The organism is Ruegeria sp. BHSA118 (assembly GCF_059613405.1).
The window spans coordinates 49,633-72,444 of the sequence record NZ_JBXWSM010000016.1; the positions used below are offsets into that span (position 1 = coordinate 49,633).

Annotated in this window: 24 protein-coding genes and 1 tRNA gene; 12 read left to right on the forward strand and 13 right to left on the reverse strand. The window is 57.8% G+C overall.

Features of this window, described 5'->3' with window-relative positions:
• The first annotated feature begins 14 nt into the window (after positions 1-14).
• Positions 15-1,148 (forward strand): Gfo/Idh/MocA family protein, encoded by a 1,134-nt coding sequence (locus AC2FNN_RS07245; RefSeq protein ID WP_496757573.1) that lies wholly within the window; start codon positions 15-17, stop codon positions 1,146-1,148.
• Here AC2FNN_RS07245 and AC2FNN_RS07250 read toward each other — a convergent pair whose 3' ends face one another.
• Positions 1,149-2,147, reverse strand: coding sequence for a LacI family DNA-binding transcriptional regulator (locus AC2FNN_RS07250; protein ID WP_496757575.1), 999 nt, complete (start codon positions 2,145-2,147; stop codon positions 1,149-1,151).
• A 536-nt stretch (positions 2,148-2,683) separates the two neighbouring features.
• On the reverse strand, positions 2,684-3,685 hold the full coding sequence (locus AC2FNN_RS07255) for an AraC family transcriptional regulator (RefSeq protein ID WP_480901197.1): 1,002 nt from the start codon (positions 3,683-3,685) through the stop codon (positions 2,684-2,686).
• A gap of 142 nt (positions 3,686-3,827) precedes the next feature.
• On the opposite strand from AC2FNN_RS07255, the gene AC2FNN_RS07260 reads away from it, so the two are divergent.
• From AC2FNN_RS07260 to AC2FNN_RS07280, 5 genes are all read left to right on the forward strand, one after another.
• Positions 3,828-5,225, forward strand: coding sequence for an amidohydrolase family protein (locus AC2FNN_RS07260; protein WP_171169065.1), 1,398 nt, complete (start codon positions 3,828-3,830; stop codon positions 5,223-5,225).
• Positions 5,226-5,250: 25 nt separating this feature from the next.
• Positions 5,251-6,015, forward strand: a complete 765-nt coding sequence (locus AC2FNN_RS07265; RefSeq protein WP_496757578.1) for a DUF3299 domain-containing protein — start codon at positions 5,251-5,253, stop codon at positions 6,013-6,015.
• Complete coding sequence (locus tag AC2FNN_RS07270) at positions 6,012-7,190, forward strand: carbohydrate porin (protein ID WP_496757580.1); 1,179 nt, start codon at positions 6,012-6,014, stop codon at positions 7,188-7,190. Before AC2FNN_RS07265 ends, AC2FNN_RS07270 begins: the two co-directional genes overlap by 4 nt.
• A 50-nt stretch (positions 7,191-7,240) precedes the next feature.
• Positions 7,241-7,390 carry a hypothetical protein gene (locus AC2FNN_RS07275; protein ID WP_496757581.1) on the forward strand — a complete coding sequence of 50 codons (150 nt, stop codon included), beginning with the start codon at positions 7,241-7,243 and terminating at the stop codon, positions 7,388-7,390.
• A gap of 78 nt (positions 7,391-7,468) precedes the next feature.
• Entirely contained in the window at positions 7,469-7,807 is a 339-nt protein-coding gene (locus AC2FNN_RS07280; protein ID WP_496757582.1) for a membrane dipeptidase, read from the forward strand.
• Here the strand turns inward: AC2FNN_RS07280 and AC2FNN_RS07285 are convergent.
• Positions 7,798-7,873: transfer RNA gene (locus AC2FNN_RS07285), tRNA-Val, on the reverse strand. The two genes, AC2FNN_RS07280 and AC2FNN_RS07285, sit on opposite strands and share 10 nt — an antisense overlap.
• A 294-nt stretch (positions 7,874-8,167) precedes the next feature.
• Here AC2FNN_RS07285 and modA point away from each other — a divergent pair.
• The 3 genes from modA to modC are packed head-to-tail and all read left to right on the forward strand — an operon-like array spanning position 8,168 to position 10,742.
• A complete protein-coding gene (modA, locus tag AC2FNN_RS07290) occupies positions 8,168-8,947 on the forward strand; it encodes a molybdate ABC transporter substrate-binding protein (RefSeq protein ID WP_496757583.1) in 780 nt (259 codons plus the stop codon).
• Positions 8,948-8,952: 5 nt separating this feature from the next.
• A complete protein-coding gene (modB, locus tag AC2FNN_RS07295) occupies positions 8,953-9,645 on the forward strand; it encodes a molybdate ABC transporter permease subunit (protein ID WP_496757584.1) in 693 nt (230 codons plus the stop codon).
• Complete coding sequence (gene modC / locus AC2FNN_RS07300) at positions 9,642-10,742, forward strand: molybdenum ABC transporter ATP-binding protein (protein ID WP_496757586.1); 1,101 nt, start codon at positions 9,642-9,644, stop codon at positions 10,740-10,742. The genes modB and modC overlap by 4 nt, the downstream gene beginning before the upstream one ends.
• Before the next feature lie 2 nt (positions 10,743-10,744).
• On the opposite strand, the gene AC2FNN_RS07305 is transcribed toward modC, so the two are convergent.
• Together AC2FNN_RS07305 and AC2FNN_RS07310 are read right to left on the reverse strand one after the other, a co-directional pair.
• Complete coding sequence (locus tag AC2FNN_RS07305; RefSeq protein ID WP_496757587.1) at positions 10,745-11,671, reverse strand: Hint domain-containing protein; 927 nt, start codon at positions 11,669-11,671, stop codon at positions 10,745-10,747.
• The gene (locus AC2FNN_RS07310) at positions 11,672-12,184 is read right to left on the reverse strand and encodes a toxin-activating lysine-acyltransferase (RefSeq protein WP_496757588.1); all 513 of its coding nucleotides are present in this window, start codon (positions 12,182-12,184) and stop codon (positions 11,672-11,674) included.
• Between the two features lie 185 nt (positions 12,185-12,369).
• Here AC2FNN_RS07310 and AC2FNN_RS07315 point away from each other — a divergent pair, with 185 nt between their 5' ends.
• The gene (locus AC2FNN_RS07315) at positions 12,370-12,777 is read left to right on the forward strand and encodes a hypothetical protein (RefSeq protein WP_496757590.1); all 408 of its coding nucleotides are present in this window, start codon (positions 12,370-12,372) and stop codon (positions 12,775-12,777) included.
• Positions 12,778-12,780: 3 nt separating this feature from the next.
• Here AC2FNN_RS07315 and hemF read toward each other — a convergent pair whose 3' ends face one another.
• From hemF to clpS, 4 genes are read right to left on the reverse strand one after another with little or no spacing between them, the layout of a single operon-like run.
• The gene (gene hemF, locus AC2FNN_RS07320) at positions 12,781-13,665 is read right to left on the reverse strand and encodes an oxygen-dependent coproporphyrinogen oxidase (RefSeq protein ID WP_496757592.1); all 885 of its coding nucleotides are present in this window, start codon (positions 13,663-13,665) and stop codon (positions 12,781-12,783) included.
• A gap of 5 nt (positions 13,666-13,670) precedes the next feature.
• Positions 13,671-14,471, reverse strand: a complete 801-nt coding sequence (locus tag AC2FNN_RS07325) for an SDR family NAD(P)-dependent oxidoreductase (protein ID WP_496757594.1) — start codon at positions 14,469-14,471, stop codon at positions 13,671-13,673.
• Between the two features lie 36 nt (positions 14,472-14,507).
• On the reverse strand, positions 14,508-15,473 hold the full coding sequence (locus tag AC2FNN_RS07330) for a class I SAM-dependent methyltransferase (protein ID WP_496757596.1): 966 nt from the start codon (positions 15,471-15,473) through the stop codon (positions 14,508-14,510).
• A gap of 42 nt (positions 15,474-15,515) precedes the next feature.
• Positions 15,516-15,857, reverse strand: a complete 342-nt coding sequence (gene clpS / locus AC2FNN_RS07335; RefSeq protein ID WP_152456986.1) for an ATP-dependent Clp protease adapter ClpS — start codon at positions 15,855-15,857, stop codon at positions 15,516-15,518.
• A gap of 93 nt (positions 15,858-15,950) precedes the next feature.
• Between clpS and AC2FNN_RS07340 the strand changes: the two genes are divergently transcribed.
• Together AC2FNN_RS07340 and AC2FNN_RS07345 are read left to right on the forward strand one after the other, a co-directional pair.
• On the forward strand, positions 15,951-16,652 hold the full coding sequence (locus AC2FNN_RS07340; RefSeq protein ID WP_496757598.1) for an HAD family hydrolase: 702 nt from the start codon (positions 15,951-15,953) through the stop codon (positions 16,650-16,652).
• 279 nt (positions 16,653-16,931) lie between these two features.
• Entirely contained in the window at positions 16,932-18,326 is a 1,395-nt protein-coding gene (locus tag AC2FNN_RS07345; protein ID WP_496757600.1) for a D-alanyl-D-alanine carboxypeptidase family protein, read from the forward strand.
• 57 nt (positions 18,327-18,383) lie between these two features.
• On the opposite strand, the gene AC2FNN_RS07350 is transcribed toward AC2FNN_RS07345, so the two are convergent.
• From AC2FNN_RS07350 to AC2FNN_RS07365, 4 genes are all read right to left on the reverse strand, one after another.
• Positions 18,384-19,631: a hypothetical protein gene (locus tag AC2FNN_RS07350; protein WP_496757601.1), complete on the reverse strand. Its 1,248-nt coding sequence runs from the start codon at positions 19,629-19,631 to the stop codon at positions 18,384-18,386.
• A gap of 150 nt (positions 19,632-19,781) precedes the next feature.
• Positions 19,782-20,543 carry a LamB/YcsF family protein gene (locus tag AC2FNN_RS07355; protein WP_496757602.1) on the reverse strand — a complete coding sequence of 254 codons (762 nt, stop codon included), beginning with the start codon at positions 20,541-20,543 and terminating at the stop codon, positions 19,782-19,784.
• A gap of 12 nt (positions 20,544-20,555) precedes the next feature.
• Positions 20,556-21,554 (reverse strand): 5-oxoprolinase subunit C family protein, encoded by a 999-nt coding sequence (locus AC2FNN_RS07360; protein ID WP_496757604.1) that lies wholly within the window; start codon positions 21,552-21,554, stop codon positions 20,556-20,558.
• Positions 21,551-22,300, reverse strand: coding sequence for a 5-oxoprolinase subunit B family protein (locus AC2FNN_RS07365; protein ID WP_496757605.1), 750 nt, complete (start codon positions 22,298-22,300; stop codon positions 21,551-21,553). Before AC2FNN_RS07365 ends, AC2FNN_RS07360 begins: the two co-directional genes overlap by 4 nt.
• Positions 22,301-22,812 lie beyond the last annotated feature (512 nt).

A 22,812-nucleotide genomic window follows, 5' to 3' on the forward strand; every position in this document is an offset into this window, starting at 1 on the left:
GAGAGACAATGACCATGGCTAAGTTGAGATGGGGCATGATCGGGGGTGGTGAAGGCAGCCAGATTGGCCCCGCGCACCGCTTGGGGGCACAGGCTGACGGGCTGTTTGAATTTGCCGCTGGCGCGCTGGATCACCGGCCCGAGGTGGGCCGCGAATACGCGCAGCGATTGGGCGTTGCCGCCGATCGCGCCTATGGCGACTGGCAAGAGATGCTGGCGGGCGAGAAAGACCGGGATGATCGAATTGATCTGGTGACAATCGCCACTCCGAATTCGACACATTTCGAGATCGCCAAGGCGTATCTTGAGGCGGGCTTCAATGTCTTGTGTGAAAAGCCAATGACAATGACTGTGGAAGAGGGTGAGGAAATTGTCCGCGTCGCCGAAGCATCGGGAAAGATCTGCGCGGTGAACTACTGCTATTCCGCCTATCCCATGGTGCGTCAGGCCCGCGCGATGGTGCGCGCAGGCGAAATCGGCAAGGTGCGTCTGGTCGTCACTAATTTCAGCCACGGCCATCATGGGGATGCCACCGACGCGGACAATCCGCGCGTACGCTGGCGCTATGACCCTGCGATGGCAGGGGTTTCCGGGCAGTTCGCCGATTGTGGTATCCACGCCCTGCATATGGCCAGTTTTATCTGCGATGATGAGGTGAAGACGCTTTCGGCTGATATGGCCTCGACGATCGCAAGCCGGGAACTGGAAGACGATGCAATGATCAACTTCCGGATGGAAAGCGGCACAGTCGGGCGTCTTTGGACATCTTCTGTGGCGATCGGGCGCCAGCATGGCTTTGATATTCAGGTCTTTGGCGAAACCGGTGGGCTGCGCTGGGCGTCAGAGCAACCCAACCAGTTGATCTACACTCCGGTCGGTGGGCGTACGCAGATCATCGAAAAGGGCGAGGGGGGTCTGCACGACGAGGTGCAACGCCTGTCTCGGGTCGCTATCGCGCACCCCGAAGGCTTCCCGCTGGCCGTAGCCAATATCTATTGCGATCTGGCGGATGCGATCCGCGGTGAAAGGCGCGACGGTCTGCCCGGTGCGGCAGATGGGCTGCGGTCCATTGCGGCCGTCCACGCGGCTGTCGCGTCGGGCAAAGCAGATGGTGCCTGGCAGGACGCCCGCCCGCCGATGTTTCGCTGATCAGGGGCGGGGCCGCAATGTGCCCCGTTCGATCACGCGGCAGGGGAAAATGCGGGCCTCGGGATAGCGCTGAGGTTCTTTCAGCATCTCGACAACCAGATCGACGGATGAGGTGATGATCTGTTTGATCGGCTGGTGGATCGTTGTCAGGTTAACGCTTTCCCAGCGCGACATTTCCATGTCGTTCAGACCGATAATTCCAATGTCCTGACCGGGTTTCAGCCCATGATCAACCAGTGCGGACAATGCGCCAACAGACAGGATGTCATCGCCGCAGAAATATGCCTCGGACGGGCTGTTGGCCAATAGGCGCAGCATCTCGGCGCGGCCGGCTTCGAAGGAATAAGCCCCGGCGAAGGAGTGGTTGACCGGAATCTGCGGATGGTTGGCCATTTCTTCGATGAAGCCCCGCTGACGGTCCAGGGACGAGGTCGCATCCTGCGGCCCACCCAGATAACCCACGCTGGCATAACCCCGCGCGACCAGCTCTCGCGCGGCCATGCGCCCGCATTCCACATTGTCGATCCCGACCACATGCACCTCGGGCGAGGTGGCCGAGCGCCCGAACGTGTGCACCACCGGTACACTCGCATCGTGGAAGGCTTTGGCAAAGCTGGGCGGCAAGGTTGACGAGGCGACGATCACCGCATCCACCGAATATTGGCGCAGCATGCGCACGGAATTGGCGGGCTCGGTCTCGTCGGTCAGGTTCACGATCAAAGGACGCAGGCCGCGTTCCTGCAAGGCGCGGGTAAACTGGTCGAAGACTTCCAGAAAGATCGGGTTGTGAAAGTTGTTCGAAATCAATCCGATCAGTTTGGTGCGCCCGGTCGTCAGAGATGAAGCCAGAGCATTGGGGCTGTAGCCCAGCTCTCGCGCGGCCTTTTCAACCTTGCTGCGCGTTTTTGCGGAAACCGAGGCACCTTCGGTAAAGGTGCGCGACACTGCAGATCGCGATACACCGGCCAAGGCGGCCACGTCTTTCAGGGTCACGCTCACGCTGCGGGACTCCGATAACAACGTCGCAGGAAAACAGATAAGTCTGGCATTGCCCGAGCATTATGCATCATCGACCTTAATTTGCAACCGGTTGCAATTCTGCCGCGACGATTCAACCGTGTTTGCATGTCGAAACTTTGGAGGCAAAAAGGTGGGTGATGAGACACTCGAACTCCTGACATCTTCGGCATAACCGAAGCGCATTTTCCAATCCGCAGATGCACCAAGACGCCGTCTTGCATTACCGCCAAGCGCACGATTTCTCAGAAATGCCTGGCGTTGTCAGCGATTTGAAGTTGCATAAACTGCGGAACGGTTCAAGGGCATATCCTTTCTTGCCGTATTCAAAGTCACGTCCGACCGAGCCACAACAGGCATGCGTGACGGCACATGCGTTGCCAAAAGGGCGGTGGGGCAATAGCTTTTTCAACCCTTGGCATTGGCTCCATGACCGTGGCAAAAACTCTTGCCATCCCTTGGTGAACACACATGAGAGAAGCAGTGGAACGCCAACCCGCCCATTCGCAGCGCAGTTGCTATCCAAGGCGGAATTCGGTTGGCGTCACACCGGTCTGTCTTCGAAAAAACCGAGTGAAGTGGGACTTGTCGGAATAGCCAAGCATGAGACCGATCTCGGCAACTGTCATTTTGCTTTCTCTGAGGTGCTCCTTGGCGACATCGACCCGCAACCGCCTTACCTCTCGGGGAAGTGTTGTCTGTTGCTTCTGAAGTGCTTTCAGAAACCGCTCGGGCTGGATGCCCAGCAATCCGGCCACAACCTCCGGCCCCAGTTCTGACTCATCCAGTTTTCCACGCAAGACAGACCGCAAAGCGGCCACCACGGTGACGTCTTCATTGTGCCGAATCGTGGTTGTTGGCGCTTCGGTCTCCTCTGCCGCATGGTGTAAAAACAGCCAGTCCACAGGAAAACTGATCTGCATTCCGGGGTTGGTTCCAAGGCCAACTTCGATACCCTTGTAACCGCGAGGCAAGCCAAGGATGTATCTGCCTTCCCATCGCACTCGGGATGGATCCCACGCGTTTCCGACCACGCTTTGCAGCAGGCGCACATAGATGGCAGCCCCAAACCCGGTAACCTGAACAGGCGGAACAGTTGGTTCCTGTTGCCGCTCGATCCGATAGATCGCTTTGTCCGCTTCCACGACAAGGCTGTGCCGGACGGCGTTTGACTCTTGTGGCACAAGCCTGACGAACCGGGCAAAAAACTCGAACAGAGTGTTCGAGGATTGCAGCGAGCGGGCGAATGGCGGCCATCCTTGCAGGTCAAACGTCTCTCCTACATTCAGGCCAAGGTATCGATCCCCTGACAATTCGGAGAAGGCATTCAACAGGCCATAGACCAATTCTGAATGGACATAGACGGATGGGTCGGACAGCAGGGCGGCTTTCAAGCCGACCTGATCCAAGGCCGGTTGCGGATTGATCCTGCGGTCGGTGAGATATTGCAGAAACGGGGCGGCCAGCGCGAGGCGGATAAAGCCTTCGCTATGCGCTTCGGAAGTGGAGTTGAGTGGCACGCCCGTCACCCTTGTTTGAACCAATGGTTTCGTTCAGTGGCCTTTTTTGCGGTCACATTCGCACATGTTAGTCCAAAAGTGGCAACCCGCCCAAGAGTTTTTGGGCTACACTTGGCAAAACGTGAATATGAAGGGAGACCCTATGACCAATATGCGAATGTCCCTTTGCCCGGCGGTCATTGTCGCGGCAAGTGTTGGTTTTTCGGCGGCTGCGCTGGCTCAGGATCAAGAAGAACCCCAAACGCTGTTTACCAATGTGCACGTCTTTGATGGCGTTAACGAAGCCCGCATCGAGAACGCAAGCGTGCTCGTCGAAGGCAACCTCATCAAAACGGTTTCAACCGAGGCGATCGATGCGCCGAACGCAACGATGATCGACGGCGGTGGACGTACACTTACGCCGGGCTTCATCGAGAACCACGCGCACCTGATGCTGATGGGTCCGAGCCTCGGCGCCATGGAAGCCAATACGACATGGGAAGATTTCGCCATTCACGGTGCCTTGATGGCGGAAATGTATCTCATGCAGGGCTTCACCACGGTCAGGGATGCAGGTGGGGCCAATGGCGGTTTGCGCCGCGCAATCGACGCTGGCCAGATCGTCGGACCGCGCCACTATGCTTCGGGGGCGTTCATCGGTACGCGGGGCGGTCACGCCGATTTCGGAAACTTTACAGCCCCGCCGGGGAGCGATACGAACTTCAGCCGTCTGAACATGGCGCAGGAAGTCAGCGGCGTAGACGACATTTACCTGTATGGCCGCAACAACTTCCGGATGGGTGCCACGCAACTAAAGTTTATGCAGTCGGGCGGTGTGGTGTCGGCCTTTGACCCCTGGCAACTGCTCGCGGGGTCAAAAGATGAGATCGAAGCCGCCGTGCAGGTCGCCAACGAATATGGCTCTTATGTCATGGCGCATTCCTATCGTAAGGAAGCCATCATGAACGCACTCAACGCAGGAGTGATGTCGATCGAGCATGGCTTTTCGTTCGATTGTGAGATCGCTGAAAAAATGAATGAAATGGGGGCGTACATCACCACGAACCTCACCGCTTTCGATCCCGGTTTGCTCGACATTCCTTCTGTCAAGAACCAACCCACGAGCCTTGCAAAGGCAATCTCCGCTTCGGCGACTTTCGCGAACTACATCCCGAACATGAAGGAGTGCCCGGTCAAGCGCGGTTTCCAGACGGACTGCGTCGGCTCGGTAGAGGCCTGCAACATCCAGATCGCCTATGAAAAGCATCTCAACAACGAGTTCTTCGGCCCCTACCAGTCGATGGTCACATTGACCTCGATCGGTGGCGAGATCGCAGCACTTTCCGGCGATTTCATGAACCCGTATACGGCCGGGAAACTGGGTGTGATCGAGGAAGGGGCCTATGCTGACATCCTGCTGATCGACGGAAACCCACTTGAAGACTTTTCCGTCGTTGGAACCGGGGATCAATGGTTTGGCGCCGACCCGAGGCCGGAAAGCCCGGAAACGATCCGACTGATTATGAAAGACGGTGTGATATACAAGAACACACTGGACTGACCCCAAAACCGGTTGGAGAGATTTGATGTCCCCTTGGTTTCGCGCCGCAGTTTTCGCAGGCTTTGTCCTGAGCGGTCATACCGCAATGGCAACGCCCCATGCGACGCTTGACTGGTCTGACCTACCGGACCCGTCGGTGCAGGTGTTCGATGACCCTTATCGCGATCTCAGCCCTGAACAGTTTGACGATGTCCTATTCGTCGTGCGCTTGCGCGGCAGGTTGCAGCAGGATGTCGGCAGCGTTGAGGAAAGACAGAAATGGCAAGAGCTTCTGACCGAGACCGAAGACGCCTTGGCCGAGAGTGGCGTTGATGTCGACTGGTTGCTCGATCAGCGAGAGGATGTGAAAGAGCGGCGGAGAAAGGCAGGAACAAGGGGAAATCCGCGATTCGATGGTCAGACTGTTACGTTGACAGGCTTTGCCATTCCCGCGCCGAACGATCCGGATGGGCGAGCGGTTGCATATTTGGTGCCAGAACGCGGGATGTGCAGCCACATGCCCCCGCCTCCGCCCAATCAGATGATCCGGGTGCGGTTGAACGGCGACTGGACACCCAGTTACTTCCATGAACCTGTTCGGCTCACAGGTAGGCTGACAATTGAACCCTCGGTCCAGAACATGATGGTCGTGGATGGGCTTGTGCCGATGAATGCGACCTTCAAACTGGAGACGGACAGCGTCGAAACGCTGGAAACAAAGGCCGACGGTCTGGAATGGAGACAGCGTGAAGCCGATCGCGTCCGAGCTGCCGGCAATCGAAAAACTGGCGGCGCAAAGGCGTCGGAATGATAGGGCGCCTTGTTGCCGCATTGAGTATTGCCTGCGCGGGTACGGCGTCTGCCCAGGGGCTGTCCGGGCCTTCTTCGGTCGAGGCCGAGCTGAAACCTGGCGATGGCCTGACCGATCCGCAATACCGTTCCGAATTTCCGCGCAACATTGCGCCGGGTTGGTTTCGGTGGAAAGACCGGCTGGCCGAGGGCGGGTTTCGATTCAACGTGGATTACCTGGCGTTGGGCCAATCCACGAACGCTGATTTGGGAACTGGTGAAGCCGCAGGTGGAATCGCTCGCGTCTACGGCAGTTGGCAGGCAACCGAGCGGGGTTCTTTGACATTCAAAATCGAAGATCGGCACGGATACACCGATGTTGCCCCGCAATTCCTTGGGCTGGACGGAGGCGCACTATCGATCACCGGGACAGCCTTCAACGACAATGGTTTGCTGCTGACCAACCTGTTCTGGACCCAAAGGGCCGAGAACGGCTCGTGGACGTTGCAAGTCGGCCAGATTGATGTGACGGACTTTGTGGATATCTATGGGTTGGTCAGCCCCTACAGCGGGTTCCAAAACCTGTCGTTCAACACCAACCCGACAATCAACACGCCCAACCAGGGAATTGGCATTGCCGGTGGGATAAAGCTGAACGAAAACTTCTATGCCGTTGCCAGCGTTGCAGACGCAAACGCCGATCCGTCTGATCCAAGTCTTGACGTGTTCAGCGACGGCAATCTCTTCAAGTCACTCGAACTTGGGTACACTTCCGGCTTTGATCGTATCTATTTCGACAATATCCATTTGACCCTCTGGCATGCGGATGCAGCCGACGATGGCAGTCGCGCGGAAGATTTCGGCGCGGCGTTTTCTGCCGCATGGTTTGTCGACAATAAGTGGATGCCGTTCTTTCGGGCAGGGGCCTCGAAAGGCACGGCAGCGCTTTATGATCGTTCGGTTTCTGCTGGGCTGGGTTATTACGGTCGAAACACCGATCTGGCCGGTTTGGGTTTGAACTGGGCCGAAGCAAGAAACATCGACGGCGATCAGTTCACACTGGAAGCCTTCTATCGCTTTTCAATCTCACCCGGGCTGCAAATCACGCCGTCACTGCAGTTCATCTCCAATCCGCTGCTGAACCCCAATCAGGACAGCATCACCTTGTTCAGTCTGCGAACCCGGATCGTTTTTTGATGCGGCTCGAGTGCAGCAACTCACACGAAACCAGTTTGGGAGGCTCAGTCATGAAGGCTTTGTTGGCCGCAAGCGCCATTGCAATCGTATTCGGTGCCGCGCTGCACGCGAGCGAGGAAAGCAAGACATGGGATGCGTCAGATGAGGCGAAGCAATTTGTGAAGGACACAATCGTTCTTGGCATGTTGGCCAGCCCCTAGGGCACCGGGTTGACCGAAGATGAATAGCTGCACACTTACTTCGCGCGGGCTCGGGGCAACGGCATAACGGGTCATGAGATGACGCTGGTCGCAGCGGATATGTCTTTTGAGACTTTTCTTGATCAGCACTACCGCTTCCGCGCGGCGATGGTGCAACAGCCTGAGAATTACCTGATCGTAAGTGAAACCCGCGATATCGAAGCCGCCCATATTCAAGGCAAGACGGCGGTCATCTGGAACAGCCAGACGGCGACGATCCTGAACGGCGACCTGAGGAAGACGGCGTTGCTCAAGGATATGGGGATCAAGAGTATGATCCTGGCCTACAACGATATCTTCCGCACCGGGTCGGGGCAGTTGGCGGCCTATAACGGGCGCGATATCGGTCTGACCCCTTGGGGGAAGGATGGTGGGTGATGAGAGACTCGAACTCCCGACATCTTCGGTGTAAACGAAGCGCTCTACCAACTGAGCTAATCACCCGTGATGCTGCATTTAGCCAAGCCTGCGGGCAGGTGCAAGAGGGTCTGGAAGATTTTCTTGCGTTCCGTCTTCGGCAGCCGTCCAACGGGGCATCGTACAAGCAGTAGGCAGTACATGCGGGCGCTCGGGGCGGCTTTCAGGCAGGAAGGTGGGCAGCCCATTTTCAGACAGATCGATAGAAAACGACTTGCTCAACCTGCGACCCATCATGTGTAAATGGCCAAAGGCGCTTGCGCGCCACCGGTGGCGTCCGATATCCCCGGAGAGACTGAAACAAACCGGTCGGGAGTGTACATGACCTTATCCTTCGCCCGCCGATTTTGGATGGTGGCATTGGTCCTTGGCATGACGGCGCTGGCCCCGATCCGGGCCGGAGCAGAAGGCGTTCTGGTCTTTGCAGCGGCCAGCCTCAAGACCGCATTGGACGAAATCGTTGTCGGGTACGGAAACCAGACCGGTCAGAGCGTTTCCATTTCCTATGCGGCGTCGTCGGTCTTGGCCCGGCAGATTCAGCAAGGCGCGCCTGCGGACGTGTTTGTCTCGGCCAATACGGATTGGATGGATGTATTGGAGAGGGACGGTTTGATCCGGGCAGACTCTCGGGTTGATCTGCTGGGCAATGGTCTGGTTCTTGTCGGGGCTGAAGATCATGTGCAAGTGGGTGAAATCCAGCCCGGATATGACCTCAAGGCGGACTTGAAAGATGGCTATCTGGCCATGGCACTGGTCGACGCGGTGCCTGCCGGTATCTATGGCAAAGCTGCTTTGCAAAGTCTGAACCAATGGGAAGCTGTGCGGACTCAGGTGGCGCAGGCCGACAATGTGCGCGCTGCGCTGGCTCTGGTGGCGGCAGGGGCCGCGCCGCTTGGGATCGTGTACCAATCAGACGCCAGGGTGGAAGAAAGGGTCCGGGTCGTCGCGACATTCCCTGCCGATCTGCATCCACCGATAATTTACCCTGCGGCACTGACCCTTGATGCAAAAGAAGGAGCACACGCCTTTCTTGAGCACCTGAAAACGGATGCAGCCACGGCTGTATTTCTGGAGCAGGGATTTACCCTGCCGGGCAGGTGATTTCCTTGGATTGGTTAGGGCCCGCCGAAGTAGAAGCATTGAAACTTTCATTGCGCGTGTCCTTCTGGGCGACGCTGGCGACGTTGCCGTTTGGGATATTTGTCGCTTATGCTCTGGCGCGTTGGCGGTTTCCCGGGCGACAGGTTTTGAACGGTCTGGTGCATTTGCCTTTGATCCTGCCGCCGGTTGTCACCGGATACCTGCTGTTGCTGACCTTCGGCATTCAAGGGCCGCTGGGCCGGCTTCTGGCCGAGTTTGGGATCGTAGTGGCTTTTCGCTGGACAGGCGCGGCCCTTGCCGCCGGGATCATGGCCTTCCCTTTGATGGTCCGGGCGATACGTTTATCGATCGAAGCGGTGGACCCGAAGCTGGAACAGGCAGGGGCGACTCTGGGCGCGTCGCGTCCGATGGTGTTTTGTACGGTGACTTTGCCGATGATTTTACCAGGGGTCATAGCGGGGGCTATTCTGGCCTTCGCCAAGGCCATGGGTGAATTCGGTGCGACGATTACCTTTGTGTCCAACATCCCAGGTCAGACGCAGACGTTGCCTTCGGCTGTCTACGCCTTTTTGCAGGTCCCGGGCGGCGAGGCGGCCGCGACGCGGCTGGTTCTGATCTCGATCGTCATCGCAATGAGCGCGTTGTTGCTGTCGGAGTATGTGGGGCGGCGTGCCGCGGCGCGGGTGGCCGGATCATGAGCCTGTCTGTTCGGTTGCACCACCATCTGTCGGGAATCGATCTGGACGTCAGTTTTGATGCGCCGCCGGGCGTGACGGTGCTGTTCGGGCGCTCTGGATCGGGCAAGACCACCATCGTCAACGCAGTGGCAGGGTTGTTGCGGCCCCAGGCGGGCCGTGTGGCAGTAGATGACTGGGTTCTGTTCGATACGGAACAGGGCCTGTGGCTGCCGCCGCATCGGCGTCGATTGGGATATATTTTTCAGGAAGGGCGGCTGTTCCCCCATCTGACCGTGCGCCAGAACCTTGCCTATGGGCGTTGGTTTGCGCCGAAAAACACACGCCGCGAAGACCCCGACAGGGTCATCGACATGCTGGGCATCGGTCATCTGCTAGACCGCAGACCTGCCGGGTTGTCAGGCGGTGAGAAACAACGCGTTGCCATCGGGCGGGCCCTGTTGGCAAGCCCAAGATTGATCCTTGCAGATGAACCGCTGGCGGCACTGGATGATGGGCGAAAAGCGGAAATCCTGCCTTATTTCGAGCGTCTCAGGGACGAGGTTTCGGTTCCGATCCTCTATGTGACGCACTCTGCCGCCGAAGTGGCCCGGTTGGCAACATCCGTTGTGGCGTTGCAGGATGGCAAGGCCGTTCGTCACGGGCCCGCATCCGAAATGCTTGCCGACCCGTCAGTGGCTCCTGCGGGAATTCGCGCCGTCGGGGCCGTGTTGCAGGTTCAGGTTGCAAAGCATCATTCCGACGGGCTGACAGAGTTGAACGCCAATGGCGCGCGGCTCTTTCTGCCTCGTATCGCGCATGAGGTCGGGGCAAACTTGCGGATTCGAATACCCGCTCAGGAAGTGATCCTGTCGAACAACAAACCCGAGGGGCTTTCGGCGCTGAATGTGCTGGCCGGGACCGTGGATACGATCCGGTCGGGCGAGGGGCCGGGTGCGATCGTGTCCGTAAAGACCCCGGCAGGCAATGTGCTTGCGCGGGTTACGCGTCGATCTGTTGCGGCCCTGAACCTGAAACCGGGCAGCACATGTTATGCCGTGATCAAGACGGTTGCATTGGCCCCGCAGGATGTCGGCGGGCGCATTGTGGCCGGCAGCTAGGCTCAGGCGAGGGCGCGGGCTTCGTGTTCGCGCAGTATCAGGCGAGCCGCGCGCCCGAACCCGGTGTGACCCGAGGTCGGCCTGTCGGGGAATATCGAAGCCAGTTCCCGCAATGCCTCAGAGGACAGCGAATAAAGGGCCTCTTCCCCCAGAAACAGGCTCTCGGCCTGCGCGCCCTCGGCGTTCAGGATCTCATGCCGGTCCAGCAGGACGTGAAGATATTCGACGGTTTGAACCGATGTATCGATGCCGATGCCAGGCCATCCGCACAGGTGTTTGGCGGCAATCAGGGCTTCGGACGCGCCGAAAAGCAGTTCAACCTTCGGGCCTTTGACCAGGATCCTGTGCTGCTGCGACACCAGAAGGTCACGTGAGGGTTCGTTCGGCCCCAGACTGCCCGCCGAGATACGAACGGGGCGCAAAGCAGGTTCATCGCATAATTGTTCGGGTGGAATCCTGCTGCTTTCGATCCAGCGGATAGGTTGCAGACCGTGATCGGCAGTGGCCACCTTATGACCTGCTCGCAGCGTTTCGATCGCAAGCGGGCCGCTTTCAGTCTCAATCAGAGTTCCGGCCGCAAAACAGACGCCCTCGATCCTGATGATCACTTCAACCGGGTCCGGTGTGCCGGTGAATGGAAGGGTAAATGGGCCGGCTTGCGTTGTACCCGAGACGCTGATGAAGAAAGAATCGAAGACAACTTCGCCTTTGTCGAGGCCATCGAAAAATGTCGGGTCGACTGTATAGGTCCACTCTCCTGTGTTCGGGTCGATCGAGGCGGTTCCGTTGGCGGGCTGTGCCGCAATCGTCCAGGTTTGCGTGACCGGATTGAAGTTTCCATTGTCCAGAGTGGGTTGCCCCGTCTCAACGTTAGTTGGAAAACCAGTCACATCCCCGGTCAGTTCGCCTGTGATCGGAACCGAAACCAATTAACCCTCGCCTTGCTGCAACACGCGTTCAAACTCCTTCTTGCGGTACAAACGCATGTGAACCTCGCCCGCTTCATCCCGCGTCCATTCGACGATGCGATTGCGTGTCATGTCACTGTCCATCCGGTTGGTGCGCACACGCGGGTGCGGGATATCCTGCTTGAGGATATCAACAATTTGGCTGGTCTGTCCAAACGGAGCCACCAGATCAATGATCCAGAACGATGATCCACTGGTAAAATCCGTGTCTGAAAGGGGTTTTTCTTTCACCGCATAACGGAACTCGGCTTCGGGGCTGAGCCCGGCGAAGGTGACAAAACCACGAGGGAATCCGTGCTGCCGGAAGATATGGTACTGGCCCAGACGAAACGGGGTTTCGAACGCGTACAAAACCTGTGCCAGACTGCGTTTCTGATGTGTTTTCGTCAAACCCGCCAGATAGAACATAGCGCCCAGATCCGCGTATTTTTCCGGCGTGAAATCGAACCAGTCTTTTGGAAACGTCTTGCTCAAAGAGATGCCCAACAGTGTAACGGGAACCAAAAGTCTTCAGCGAGTGTACTGCTTTCCTGCAATATGGGTAGAATAAATTCTTTGATGTGGTCAGTGTTACCGGCTCGTTGGCCTGTCCTGCTTTACTCGCAGGTCGTCCCGACTATGCTATTGGTATCGGACCCTTGTTTCGGGATACCTGGATAATGCGATCATTCAAGACTTTGGCTGCTGCCGTGCTGTTTTTGATACCTGCGATGGCCCAAGCTGTTGGGTTCGGCCTGTCCGTTCGGCCGCAATTTCGCACGGAAATCACGCCGCTGCCGGACGGTGTCTACGAGGTCAAAGCCATCGGATCGTCAGCGCCCGTGAACTATTGGTGTGGAATCGGGGATTACGCGATCCGCAGTCTGGGCGTTCCAAACAACCAACGGATCTATATCTGGCGCGCCTATGAACCCGGCGTCCGGACCGTACAATTCTCGCTGACGCCGCCGCCGGGGGCGGATACCAAGCCGGGGTATTCCATCACCGTCAGGAAAGTCGGGGCCAACATGTCGGCGTCGTCGGCGCAGAACTACTGCTATGACAACTTCATCATGGACACGTTCTGAGGGTCAGATCCATTTCGCCATTGGTGGCAGGCTCATTAGAACCGCGTCCGGATCATGTCCGGTTTCCAGTCCGAACTTGGTGCCGCGGTCATAGACTAGATTGTATTCCGCATAAAGACCGCGATGTACCAGCTGGGTGTCTTTGTCGGCGTCCGAAAAACCCTGTACGCGCCGATTTTCAACCAATGGCACGAAAGCGGGCAGGAAAGCCCGACCGATATCCTGCGTCAGGGCAAAATCCGCCTGCCAGTCTCCGGTGCAGTAATCATCCATGAAAATGCCGCCTACGCCGCGCGCGCGTTTGCGGTGGGGGATATAGAAATATTCGTCTGCCCACTCTTTCAGGCGTGGATAATGTCCGGGGCCATGCGGGTCCAGATGAGCCTTTTGGGTATCATGGAAATGCGCCGTGTCGTCATCATATTCGATGCAGGGGTTCAGATCCGATCCGCCGCCGAACCACCATGCGTGCGGGGTCCAGAACATGCGAGTGTTCATATGCACTGCCGGGACATGCGGGTTCTGCATATGCGCCACGAGGCTGATCCCCGAGGCCCAGAAACGCGGGTCTTCGGTCATCCCGGGAATGCCTTTGCGTGCTGCCATTGCCTGTTGTGCACGCTCGCCCAGGGTCCCGTAAACTGTCGAGACATTGACCCCGACCTTTTCAAACACACGCCCTCCGCGCATCACGGACATCAGACCGCCCCCGGCGTCAGAGCCGTCCTCGGACTCGCGTTTGGTTTCCTTGACTTCAAAGCGGCCGGGTTTTGCGTCCGAAAACGGGCCGGTGTCGTGGCTGTCCTCCAATGCTTCGAAAGCGGCAACAATGTCGTCGCGCAATTGGCGGAACCAGGCAGAGGCGGTGTTTTTTTCGGTTTCGAACATGGGTCTCAATGCGCAGGTGCGGCAACAGGGTCAAGCAATGTGCGGCCACCATCGATGGTCAGGATCTGGCCGGTGATGAATCCGGCTGCATCCGATGCCAGATACTGCGCGGTTTCCGTCAATTCGGTGGCCGACGCGATACGGGCAAGCGGTGTGTGCTTTTCGATATCGTCGCGGAATTCTCGGTTCTCTCTCAGGGTCGATTGCAGTGATGCACTCATGACCGAGCCGAGCGCAATCGAATTGACCCGGATGCGGTTCGGTGCCAACGCCACGGCCAGTGAACGTGTCAACTGATCCAGCGCGGCGGTCGACACGGAATAGGCCATCAGGTCGGGATGCGTGCGGCGGGCCGCGATGGATGACAGGTTGATAATCGATCCGGCGGGGTTTTCATCGTCACCCCCGGACTGTTTGATCATGCGTTTCGCGACCACCTGGCTGAGCCGCAGCGCAGGCATCAGGTTCTGGTTCAGCAAGGTACGCATCGAGTCGTCATCGGGGTCCAGCGGATCAGACCGGATCACCTGTCGCGCACCGTTGATCAGAATATCTACCTGATCAAACGCATCCAGTGTTGCCGACAGCAAATTGGCAATGGTCAGCTTTTCGCGCAGGTCGCCTGCGAAATAGCGAATATTGCCATCTTCTGCCTGTTCTCCAAGCTCATCGACCAGGCTTTTTTCGTCAATATCGGCGAACATGACATTTGCGCCCGCATCCGCGAAATGCCGACCTATGGCCAGCCCGATGCCATTGGCCCCGCCTGTAACGATTGCGGTCTTGCCTGCGATGGAAAAGGACATCCGAATCCTCCTGAATTGGGGGCAGGTTAGCTGGCCTTATCGCCGAGGGCGAGAGGCCTCAAACACCTTGAACCGGTTGTCGCCGGCGGCTTCGTCGACCCGAGCGAAGTGTTCGTTCAGAGTGGTTTCGTAGGGAAGGTGGCGATTGGCCACCATCCATAGGGTTCCATTGCGCGTCAGATTGCGTGCCGCTGCTGCGATGAAACCCTGCCCCAGCGTTGGGTCGGCACTGCGTGAGGTGTGAAACGGGGGGTTCATTACAACGGTGTCCAATGGCTCTGGCGCGTTCCAGGTGACGGCGTCAGCCCAATAAAACCGGGCCCCGGGGTCAGAGGCGTTGACGCGCGCACAGGCAAGGGCCGTGTGATCTGCTTCGACAAGATGCACGGATTTTATATTGTCGCGCTTCAAAAGCTCTGCGGTCAGATACCCCCACCCGGCACCCAGATCGGCCACGCGCGGCCCCAGCTTGGCAGGTAAGGCGTTCAGCAACATGGCCGAAGCGGGATCGATCCCGTCCGCTGAAAACACACCCGGTGCCGTGTGGTACCCATCGACGATCTGTGTCTTTGGCGCAGCCCAATCTGCAAAGCTGTGCGGGTCAGCCCGAAACCAGAAGATTTTTCCGTGTGCTTTGGACAGAGGCCCCTCGACCGAGACCCTTTTGCGAACATCTTTCAGAATGCTGTCCACGCCATCGGTCTTTGCGCCATCGATCACGACAACGCCGCGGGCTCGTGAGCTGGCCAGATGGATCATCGCCCGCGCAAACGCCTTGGCCCGCGGCAAAAACACGATTGCATCCTCGCAAGGGTTTTCTGCCTCGGGCACCGTGTCAAAGCCCTGCGCGGCAAAATGGTCGTAAAAAGGTTTGAACGGCTGCACCACCTGCGCCTCATGGGGAAGCGCCGACAGATCATGGGCTGGAACAGGGCAGATCACGCTAAGGGGAGACGACAGCGACAGGCCGTTCTGCAATGCAAGTTCCAGGCGAGGGGACATGGGCAATTCCGGCAAATATGGGTGAGGGTCAGGCAAAAAGCCTTATTCTTCGCGTTCCATGGTGCATTGCAGCGGGTGCTGGTGCCTGCGGGCGAAATCCATAACCTGGCCAACTTTGGTCTCGGCAATTTCATGGCTGAAGACCCCGACGACGGCCACACCTTTTTTATGCACGGTCAGCATGATCTCGAATGCTTCTGCATGGGTCATGCCGAAGAAACGTTCCAGAACATGAACAACGAATTCCATCGGCGTGTAATCGTCGTTCAGCAACAGCACCTTGTACAAAGGAGGACGCTTGGTTTTTGGGCGCGTCTGCACCAGAACGGACGCGTCGCTGTCGTCGTCCGGTTCGTCAGACATCATCCAGGTCTTTTCCAGCATCGTAGGCAACTGTCCGATTCAGTTTTGGGGTTTATCTTCGCGCTTATATAACGTGGGCATGGCCGGTGAAAAGAGCAAGCGGACGTAAACGAGATGACTGACAAGCTGACGACAATCGGTTTCGATGCGGATGATACCCTGTGGCACAATGAGCGTTTTTTTCAGCTGACGCAGGCGCATTTTGGCGAATTGCTGGCCGATCATGCCGACCAGGATCATCTGATGGAGCGGCTTCTGGCGGCCGAAAAGCGCAACATTCGACACTATGGCTATGGCATCAAGGGCTTTGTTTTGTCGATGATCGAAACCGCTCTCGAAGTCACGGATGACCGTGTTCCGGCCTCGGTCATTCGCCAATTGATCGAAGCCGGGCAAGAGATGCTGGCCTATCCGATCGAGCTGTTGCCCCATGCCCGCGACGCGGTGGAAGGCATGACCGGCTTGTGTCGGGTTGTCTTGATTACCAAAGGGGACTTGATCGACCAGGAACGCAAACTGGCCCATTCGGGTCTGGGCGATCTGTTCGACGCAGTGGAAATCGTGTCTGAAAAGACCCCTGACACTTACCGGTCGATATTTGAGCGGCATGGTGATGGCCCGGCGCGCGCGATGATGGTTGGCAATTCCATGCGATCTGATGTTGTGGCTCCGATCCAGGCTGGAAGCTGGGGGGTTCATGTCCCGCACGGCCTTGTCTGGGAGGTGGAGCATGCCGAAGCCCCGGTCGACAGCCCCCGATTCCGCGAGTTGAGGGATTTGGGCGGTCTGGCCGATCTGGTGCACAGCCTGAGGTGATGTTGCCATTTGGCCGCAGTTTCACGAAAACCTTGCAGGGTGTTGACCAAGTTCTGCCTCAATCGCGCATCTGGTGGGCTTTGGGCAGTACCTGTCTAGATATAGCCCTGTAGGGGCAGCCTAACGAAACCGCGAAATGCCCAGCTTTCGGTTTATTTCACCAGGTCTCTGTGATAGTCTTTGTAACAACAAAATAAATTTTGCTGACCGGGAAAACCCGGCGGCGCGAGGCAGACAGAGGCAATAATCGTGCAGATTCGGCGGACAGTTCCGGCCCGAATGGGCTTTTTTCTCATAGTGTTGCTATGTGTTTTGGCGGTCGCGCCGCTCAGGTCCATGGCGGCACCTTACGCGGCGATGGTGATTGATGCCCGAACCGGAGAGGTTCTGCATTCGCGCAATGCTGACACAAGACTTCACCCGGCATCGCTGACCAAGATGATGACGCTTTATATCGCGTTCGAAGCGGTGCGGAACGGTGAGATCACGCTGGATACCCCGGTTCGGATCACTAAGAAGGCAGCAGCCGAGCCGCCATCGAAGCTGGGGCTGCGCGCCGGTCAGACGATTGCGTTTCGCTATCTGATCCGTGCGGCTGCTGTGAAATCGGCCAATGATGCCGCAACGTCCATCGGTATTGCCATCAGCGGATCCGAGGCAGCTTTTGCACGGCGCATGACGCGAACCGCCAAGGCGATGGGGATGAGCCGCACGACCTTCAAGAACGCCCATGGTTTGACCGAGGCGGGACATCTTTCGACCGCACGTGACATGACCACGCTGGGTCGGCATCTGCTGTATGACTATCCGCAATACTATAACCTGTTCTCGCGCCAATCGACGCATGCAGGGATCAAAACCGTTCCCAACACAAACCGTCGCCTGCTGGCGGCCTACAAAGGCGCCGACGGCATCAAAACCGGTTACACCCGTGCGGCGGGGTTCAATCTTGTGGCATCGGCAAAACGCAAGGATGAACGCATCATCGCCACCGTTTTCGGCGGAAAATCCGGCGCCTCTCGGAATGCCAAGGTTGCCGAGCTTCTGGATTTGGGTTTCCGCCGCGCCCCGTCGCGTGCGCCCATTCGCAAACCTGCCCGACCGGCCTATGCTGGAAATACCGGATTGGGTGTCGGGACGCAGGTCGCCAGCGTGAGCGGCGCGCCAGAATCCAGTTTGCGCCCGGTTCGGCGTCCCTCCGCGGCAACGCAAGTCGCAAGCGCGGTTGCAGCGGCAGCTGATGAGAATAGCGGCCGCATTAACAGCGCGATCGCGGCGGCCATTGCCGAAGCGGATATCGCACCAACTGCACCGTCTGTGGAAACATCCGACACCCGTCCGGCACTGCGCCCCGAAAATCTGGTTCTGGCTTCGACGGATTCCACCAAGCAGCCAGAGCCCGAGCAAGAGGTCGTCACCCGCCTGTCTTCATCCGGCGGGCACCTGTGGGGGGTCAACGTGGGTCGCTATACCACGCGGTATGAGGCCGAGAAGGTTTTGCTGAAAACCGCATTGTCGGAAATGACCACACTGGAAGGAACGCTGCGCAAAGTGAACCAGAGCGCGCGCGGGTTTGACGCAACCTTTCAGGGCATGACCCGCGAACAAGCGGATCTGGCCTGCCGCCGTCTGCAAGCCCGCAATGTCACCTGTTTCATGATCGGGCCATCATAAGGTTCGGCATATTCTCTCCTGAATGGGTCTGGGCTGCGGTATTCCGCAGCCCTTTTTTCAATCGAAAACGTGACCGTGCTGGTATTGTTCATCCTGTCCGGCGGCGGCTGTAAGGGCGGCGACATTGTCCTTGGTGAAGAACCCATCATATTTGTGGCAGCGCTCGATATACTCGGTAATCAGCAGTGTGTGCTTGGAGTGTTTTGAGAAGATCTGTTTCAGGTTCGGGTCGTCTTTGCACTCGCCCACCACGTGGGCCAGGAACGGCACACCCTTATCCTTCAGGGTATTTACAACGAAATCGACGTTCTTTTCCCCGGCGCCGTGATCGCCATCCTGAATCTCGACAGCCATGTGGTGCAGACGACGGCCAAAATTGCGCACGAAATCCTCGGTCGGCATCGGCAGTTTGGCGAAGGAGTTGACGAAGGATGGCGTGTTGTTTGCGGTGAATACCTTGGCCGGAGACTTTTTGTCATCGTCCACGTTGCCGTTGCGGTTCACATTGGTCGACGAGTTCATGTCGAATATGTTGTAAGCGCCCCAGAAATAGTAGGGCACCATGGTCAGGAACTCGAGAATCGCATCCTCGCGCTCGCCTGCCAGCACCCGCGTCGCAAGATGGTCGATTCCCAGCATCAGCGGGGCGATCCTGCTTTCGGTTCCAAAGGCGGCGGCCTGTTCCAGACGGGCCTGTTCCGTATCGCTCAGCAACACGCGATCCCCAAGGCCCAGACTGTCGGTGTCGTTGAAGTCGTGGGTCGAATACCCGACGCGGTTGCAGGTGAAATCGGACGGGGTTGTGAATCGGAACCCGTCCGATGTGTAGAACGGGTTCTCGGTATCCCCGGGATATTCGAACCGTATGTTCTGATCCTCAAGTGCATGGGTCAGCGCGTCCAGATCACAGGCTGCAAATACCTCACCTACATAACGCGTCTGCGGTGTGTTGCGCGCCAGTGGATACATGCGATTGATGCGGGGGATGAAATCTTCGAACCCGGGGCTGAGCGGTGCCATCAGGATCAGCGCGGGATAGTCAGGATGTGAATGCAGAACCGAGAATCTGTGGGTTCGTCCCAGATAGCTGGCGGTGTGCCGGTAGGGTGTCATCACGTAAAGCTCGACCATTGTGTCGAACACCGCGTCGGGCTCTACCTGAATGATGATGGCCCGCATCGCGCCGATCTGATCCGCAATGCCCGAGCTTGTCCGGCGTTCGTAAATCTTCGGAAGGTATTCGTTGAAGAAGTCCGAGTTCTTCTTGTCGCCCCGGGGCTGATAAGACATCAGATCAAATGACATTCCACGACCTCCTTGCACTTGCCCGCCTTGGGTCAAGGCATTGTTTGAAAACTGTAGTATTCAGAATATGCGTTTGCCCGCCATGCTAGGCGCTGAGGCCAGTACGGGCAACAGTCGTGAATTTGGGTTGCCGACGTTAACCCATGATGTTCAGCGGGTGAATTTCGTGACCTCGACGCCGCCGCCAATCAGGCTTTCGCGAACAGAACGGGCGATTTGCACCGCAGTTGGTCCGTCACCATGCAGGCAAATTGTGTCGATCGATGTCTCCAGCCGCTTGCCGCTTTCGGTGATGATCGCGCCTTCGCGAACCATGTTCAGGATGCGAGGCCCTGCGACATCCGCGTCGTGGATCACCGCGCCGGGCAGGCTGCGGTCAACCAATGTTCCGTCGTCATTGTAGGCGCGGTCGGCAAAAATCTCGCCCACCCATTTGCAGCCCAGCTCGCGCACGGCCTCTTCCTGTTTCGTTACGGCAAGAACCATCACGATGATGTCGGGATCGACGTCCAGCGCGCCCTGATAGCAGGCCCGCGCCATATCGACATCGACCGAACACATATTGGCCAGTGCGCCGTGCAGCTTTAGATGACGAACTCTGGTGCCAACCGCCTTGGCCATGCCCATAGCTGCGCCCAACTGATACCGCACCAGATTGCGAAGGGTGTCCTGAGACAGCTTCATGTTCCTGCGGCCAAAACCTTGCAGGTCGGGAAACCCGGGATGCGCCCCGATGCCGACATCATTCTCGGCCGCCAGCTTCATTGTTGATGCCATTACATCCGGATCACCCGCATGAAAGCCACAGGCAATATTGGCAGAGGTGATGATCTTCAGAACGCTTTCGTCGTCGCCCATTTTCCACGGGCCAAAGCTTTCCCCCATATCGGCATTCAGATCGACGCTTGGCATCGGCACATCTCCTTAGTCGGTGGCAGAGATCACTCCGCTGATCAATTGGTAGGACAGCAAGTCCGGGATGTCATGGGGATCACGCACCAGTGCCTCGACTTTTGAGGGCAGCCGGGCAAGGTCCGTCATGAATGCCGCTTGCAATTCAGTGGCTTGTTCCATGCCGACAAATTCGAACGTGATCGCTCCGCCCGCGGGTGTCTGTGCCGCGCGGGGCATATCGCTCGGCAGAACGGTCGCGATGCGGGGATACCCTCCTGTGGTCTGGCATTCCGGCAACAGGATGAACGGATCTCCTGTTCCGGTCATCTGGATGTCGCCCGGGGTAATAACCTCGGACAAGATGTTCAGTTGACCAGTGGCTGCAAACCCCTCGCCGTCATTGTTCACCTGCATCCCCATCCGGTTGGCGCGTGTCCCACGATGGAATGAGGTGCGCACAAACCGATCAAGCGTTGCGTCATCAAACAAGGACGTCTGGAAGCTGGCGACGACACGCAAAACGCCACCCGAGAAGCGTTCGGAAGGGGTCAGTTTCAAACCTGCGTCGCCCGCATCCGCGCCACAGGTCAGCTTGTCGCCCGGTTTCACCGCTCGCCCGATCCGTGCCGTCAGGTGCGCGGATCGAGATCCCAGAAAAACCTCTGAATCGATACCGCCTCCCAAATGAAGATAGCCGTAATTGCCTTGCAGAAGCGCACCGATGACCAGCCGTTGTCCGGGCTCCAGGTGATGCGAGGCATTCCAGGCCACGGGGCTGCCATCAATGCTGGCCTGCATCCGCGCACCGGTCAATGCGATGCGCATGTTCTGTTTCGCCTCGAACGTGCCGCCCATTCCGCCCATTTCCAGCGCAGCAAGTTCCGGGCTCTGGCCGAGCAATGCGGCGCCTTCATGAAGGGCAAGTGTATCGACGGCCCCGGACCGGGACAGGCCCTGGTCCAGATACCCTGTACGCCCCTGATCCTGTATGGTGCAGGCCGGTCCGATCTGGTGGACGATCAGGCTCATGGCGCAATCTCCTCGCAGGTTGCTCCGCCAGTGCCATCTTCGTTTTTGGCTCTGATATGTTCCAGGTCTTCGCGGGAAACGGGTTCGAATATCAGTTCATCCCCGGGCTTGAGGGCGAATGCCTCGGTCGTCTCGGGCCGGAAACACCGAAATGCGGTCTGCCCGACATGCCGCCACCCGGTTGGCGTCGGCCCGGAAAACAGGACAAACTGAGATATTGCAAGAACCAGAGCGCCTTCGGGCACCATGGGGGTCAGGTTTTGCAGCCGCGGAATGTTGAACTCGGGGGGCAATGGCCCAAGGTAGGGTTGCCCGGGGGCGAACCCTATCGTCAAAACCCGCACGCGGGACTGGCCAAGCCGCCGTATCGCTTCTTCCGGCGCGAGACCGGCAGCAGCAGCGGCATCGTCCAGCTGGGGCGCAAGGTCAGTGCCATAGACCGTCGGAATTCGCCACAGCCTGCGGCCTGTTGGAAGTGGTGTGTTGTACCAGTCCTTCTGATCGACGAGGTCCTGAAGCTTGTGCAGCATCTGTTGGTGGGTGGTGCTTTGCGTATCGAACCGGACATATGCCGAGGCCAGCGTGGCAGAAGACTCCGTGACCTCTTCCCATTGAAGCCGATCCAGTTCAGATCGAAAGGCCAGCGCCGCTCGGTTCGCTGTCTCAGACATCGTGTCCGCAAATGTGACAAGCGCACCGTCAAATCCGACGGTTCTGACCAGTGGGAACGTAAGGTGACGCGTCATGCCTGTCTCGCTGAAGAAGCCGAAAACGAATGTCCCAGACCAGAACCCATCCCGGTGGGATGTTCAAGATTGGTGTTCAGAATGTTGGCACGCTCAAGGTGTGGTCGGAATCATGTAAGGCCCCCTCGGCATGATGCGGTTCGAAATATGGCGTTTGAGGTTTTCAATGCAGAATCTGGCAGAGTCCCGAGTCGATTCACTGACTTGAGTCGCGCCGCCTTGTGTTCAGTGTCGGTCGATTCCCTATATATAGTAGTGCCATCTTGTGTCTTCCGGCTTGTGTCGTGGCCATCCGATGGAGAGAGTCCCGACCGACACAGGAAAGGCGAGCTTTCAGATCTTGTAATATCTTGTTTTTAAATGGTTATCTCAGAATTTTCAAAAAAATGCTCTGCGGCGTCATTTTCCGCTTGCGGGTTTTGTTGGTTATACTTAGAACCCCCTTCACCGGCGCTGCTGAGGCGGTGCTGACGGGTCGGAGAGACGGCCTGACGGACTGGAAAGACGGTTGA

Coding starts and splice junctions, on each gene's coding strand:
- AC2FNN_RS07270 (WP_496757580.1), top strand. CDS start 6,012: ATGATAGGGCGCCTTGTTGCCGCATTGAGTATTGCCTGCGCGGGTACG.
- AC2FNN_RS07330 (WP_496757596.1), bottom strand. CDS start 15,473: ATGTCCCCTCGCCTGGAACTTGCATTGCAGAACGGCCTGTCGCTGTCG.
- AC2FNN_RS07345 (WP_496757600.1), top strand. CDS start 16,932: ATGGGCTTTTTTCTCATAGTGTTGCTATGTGTTTTGGCGGTCGCGCCG.
- AC2FNN_RS07275 (WP_496757581.1), top strand. CDS start 7,241: ATGAAGGCTTTGTTGGCCGCAAGCGCCATTGCAATCGTATTCGGTGCC.
- AC2FNN_RS07350 (WP_496757601.1), bottom strand. CDS start 19,631: ATGTCATTTGATCTGATGTCTTATCAGCCCCGGGGCGACAAGAAGAAC.
- AC2FNN_RS07340 (WP_496757598.1), top strand. CDS start 15,951: ATGACTGACAAGCTGACGACAATCGGTTTCGATGCGGATGATACCCTG.
- AC2FNN_RS07315 (WP_496757590.1), top strand. CDS start 12,370: ATGCGATCATTCAAGACTTTGGCTGCTGCCGTGCTGTTTTTGATACCT.
- hemF (WP_496757592.1), bottom strand. CDS start 13,665: ATGTTCGAAACCGAAAAAAACACCGCCTCTGCCTGGTTCCGCCAATTG.
- AC2FNN_RS07245 (WP_496757573.1), top strand. CDS start 15: ATGGCTAAGTTGAGATGGGGCATGATCGGGGGTGGTGAAGGCAGCCAG.
- AC2FNN_RS07280 (WP_496757582.1), top strand. CDS start 7,469: ATGACGCTGGTCGCAGCGGATATGTCTTTTGAGACTTTTCTTGATCAG.
- modC (WP_496757586.1), top strand. CDS start 9,642: ATGAGCCTGTCTGTTCGGTTGCACCACCATCTGTCGGGAATCGATCTG.
- clpS (WP_152456986.1), bottom strand. CDS start 15,857: ATGCTGGAAAAGACCTGGATGATGTCTGACGAACCGGACGACGACAGC.
- modA (WP_496757583.1), top strand. CDS start 8,168: ATGACCTTATCCTTCGCCCGCCGATTTTGGATGGTGGCATTGGTCCTT.
- AC2FNN_RS07325 (WP_496757594.1), bottom strand. CDS start 14,471: ATGTCCTTTTCCATCGCAGGCAAGACCGCAATCGTTACAGGCGGGGCC.
- AC2FNN_RS07260 (WP_171169065.1), top strand. CDS start 3,828: ATGACCAATATGCGAATGTCCCTTTGCCCGGCGGTCATTGTCGCGGCA.
- AC2FNN_RS07355 (WP_496757602.1), bottom strand. CDS start 20,543: ATGCCAAGCGTCGATCTGAATGCCGATATGGGGGAAAGCTTTGGCCCG.
- AC2FNN_RS07360 (WP_496757604.1), bottom strand. CDS start 21,554: ATGAGCCTGATCGTCCACCAGATCGGACCGGCCTGCACCATACAGGAT.
- AC2FNN_RS07365 (WP_496757605.1), bottom strand. CDS start 22,300: ATGACGCGTCACCTTACGTTCCCACTGGTCAGAACCGTCGGATTTGAC.
- AC2FNN_RS07265 (WP_496757578.1), top strand. CDS start 5,251: ATGTCCCCTTGGTTTCGCGCCGCAGTTTTCGCAGGCTTTGTCCTGAGC.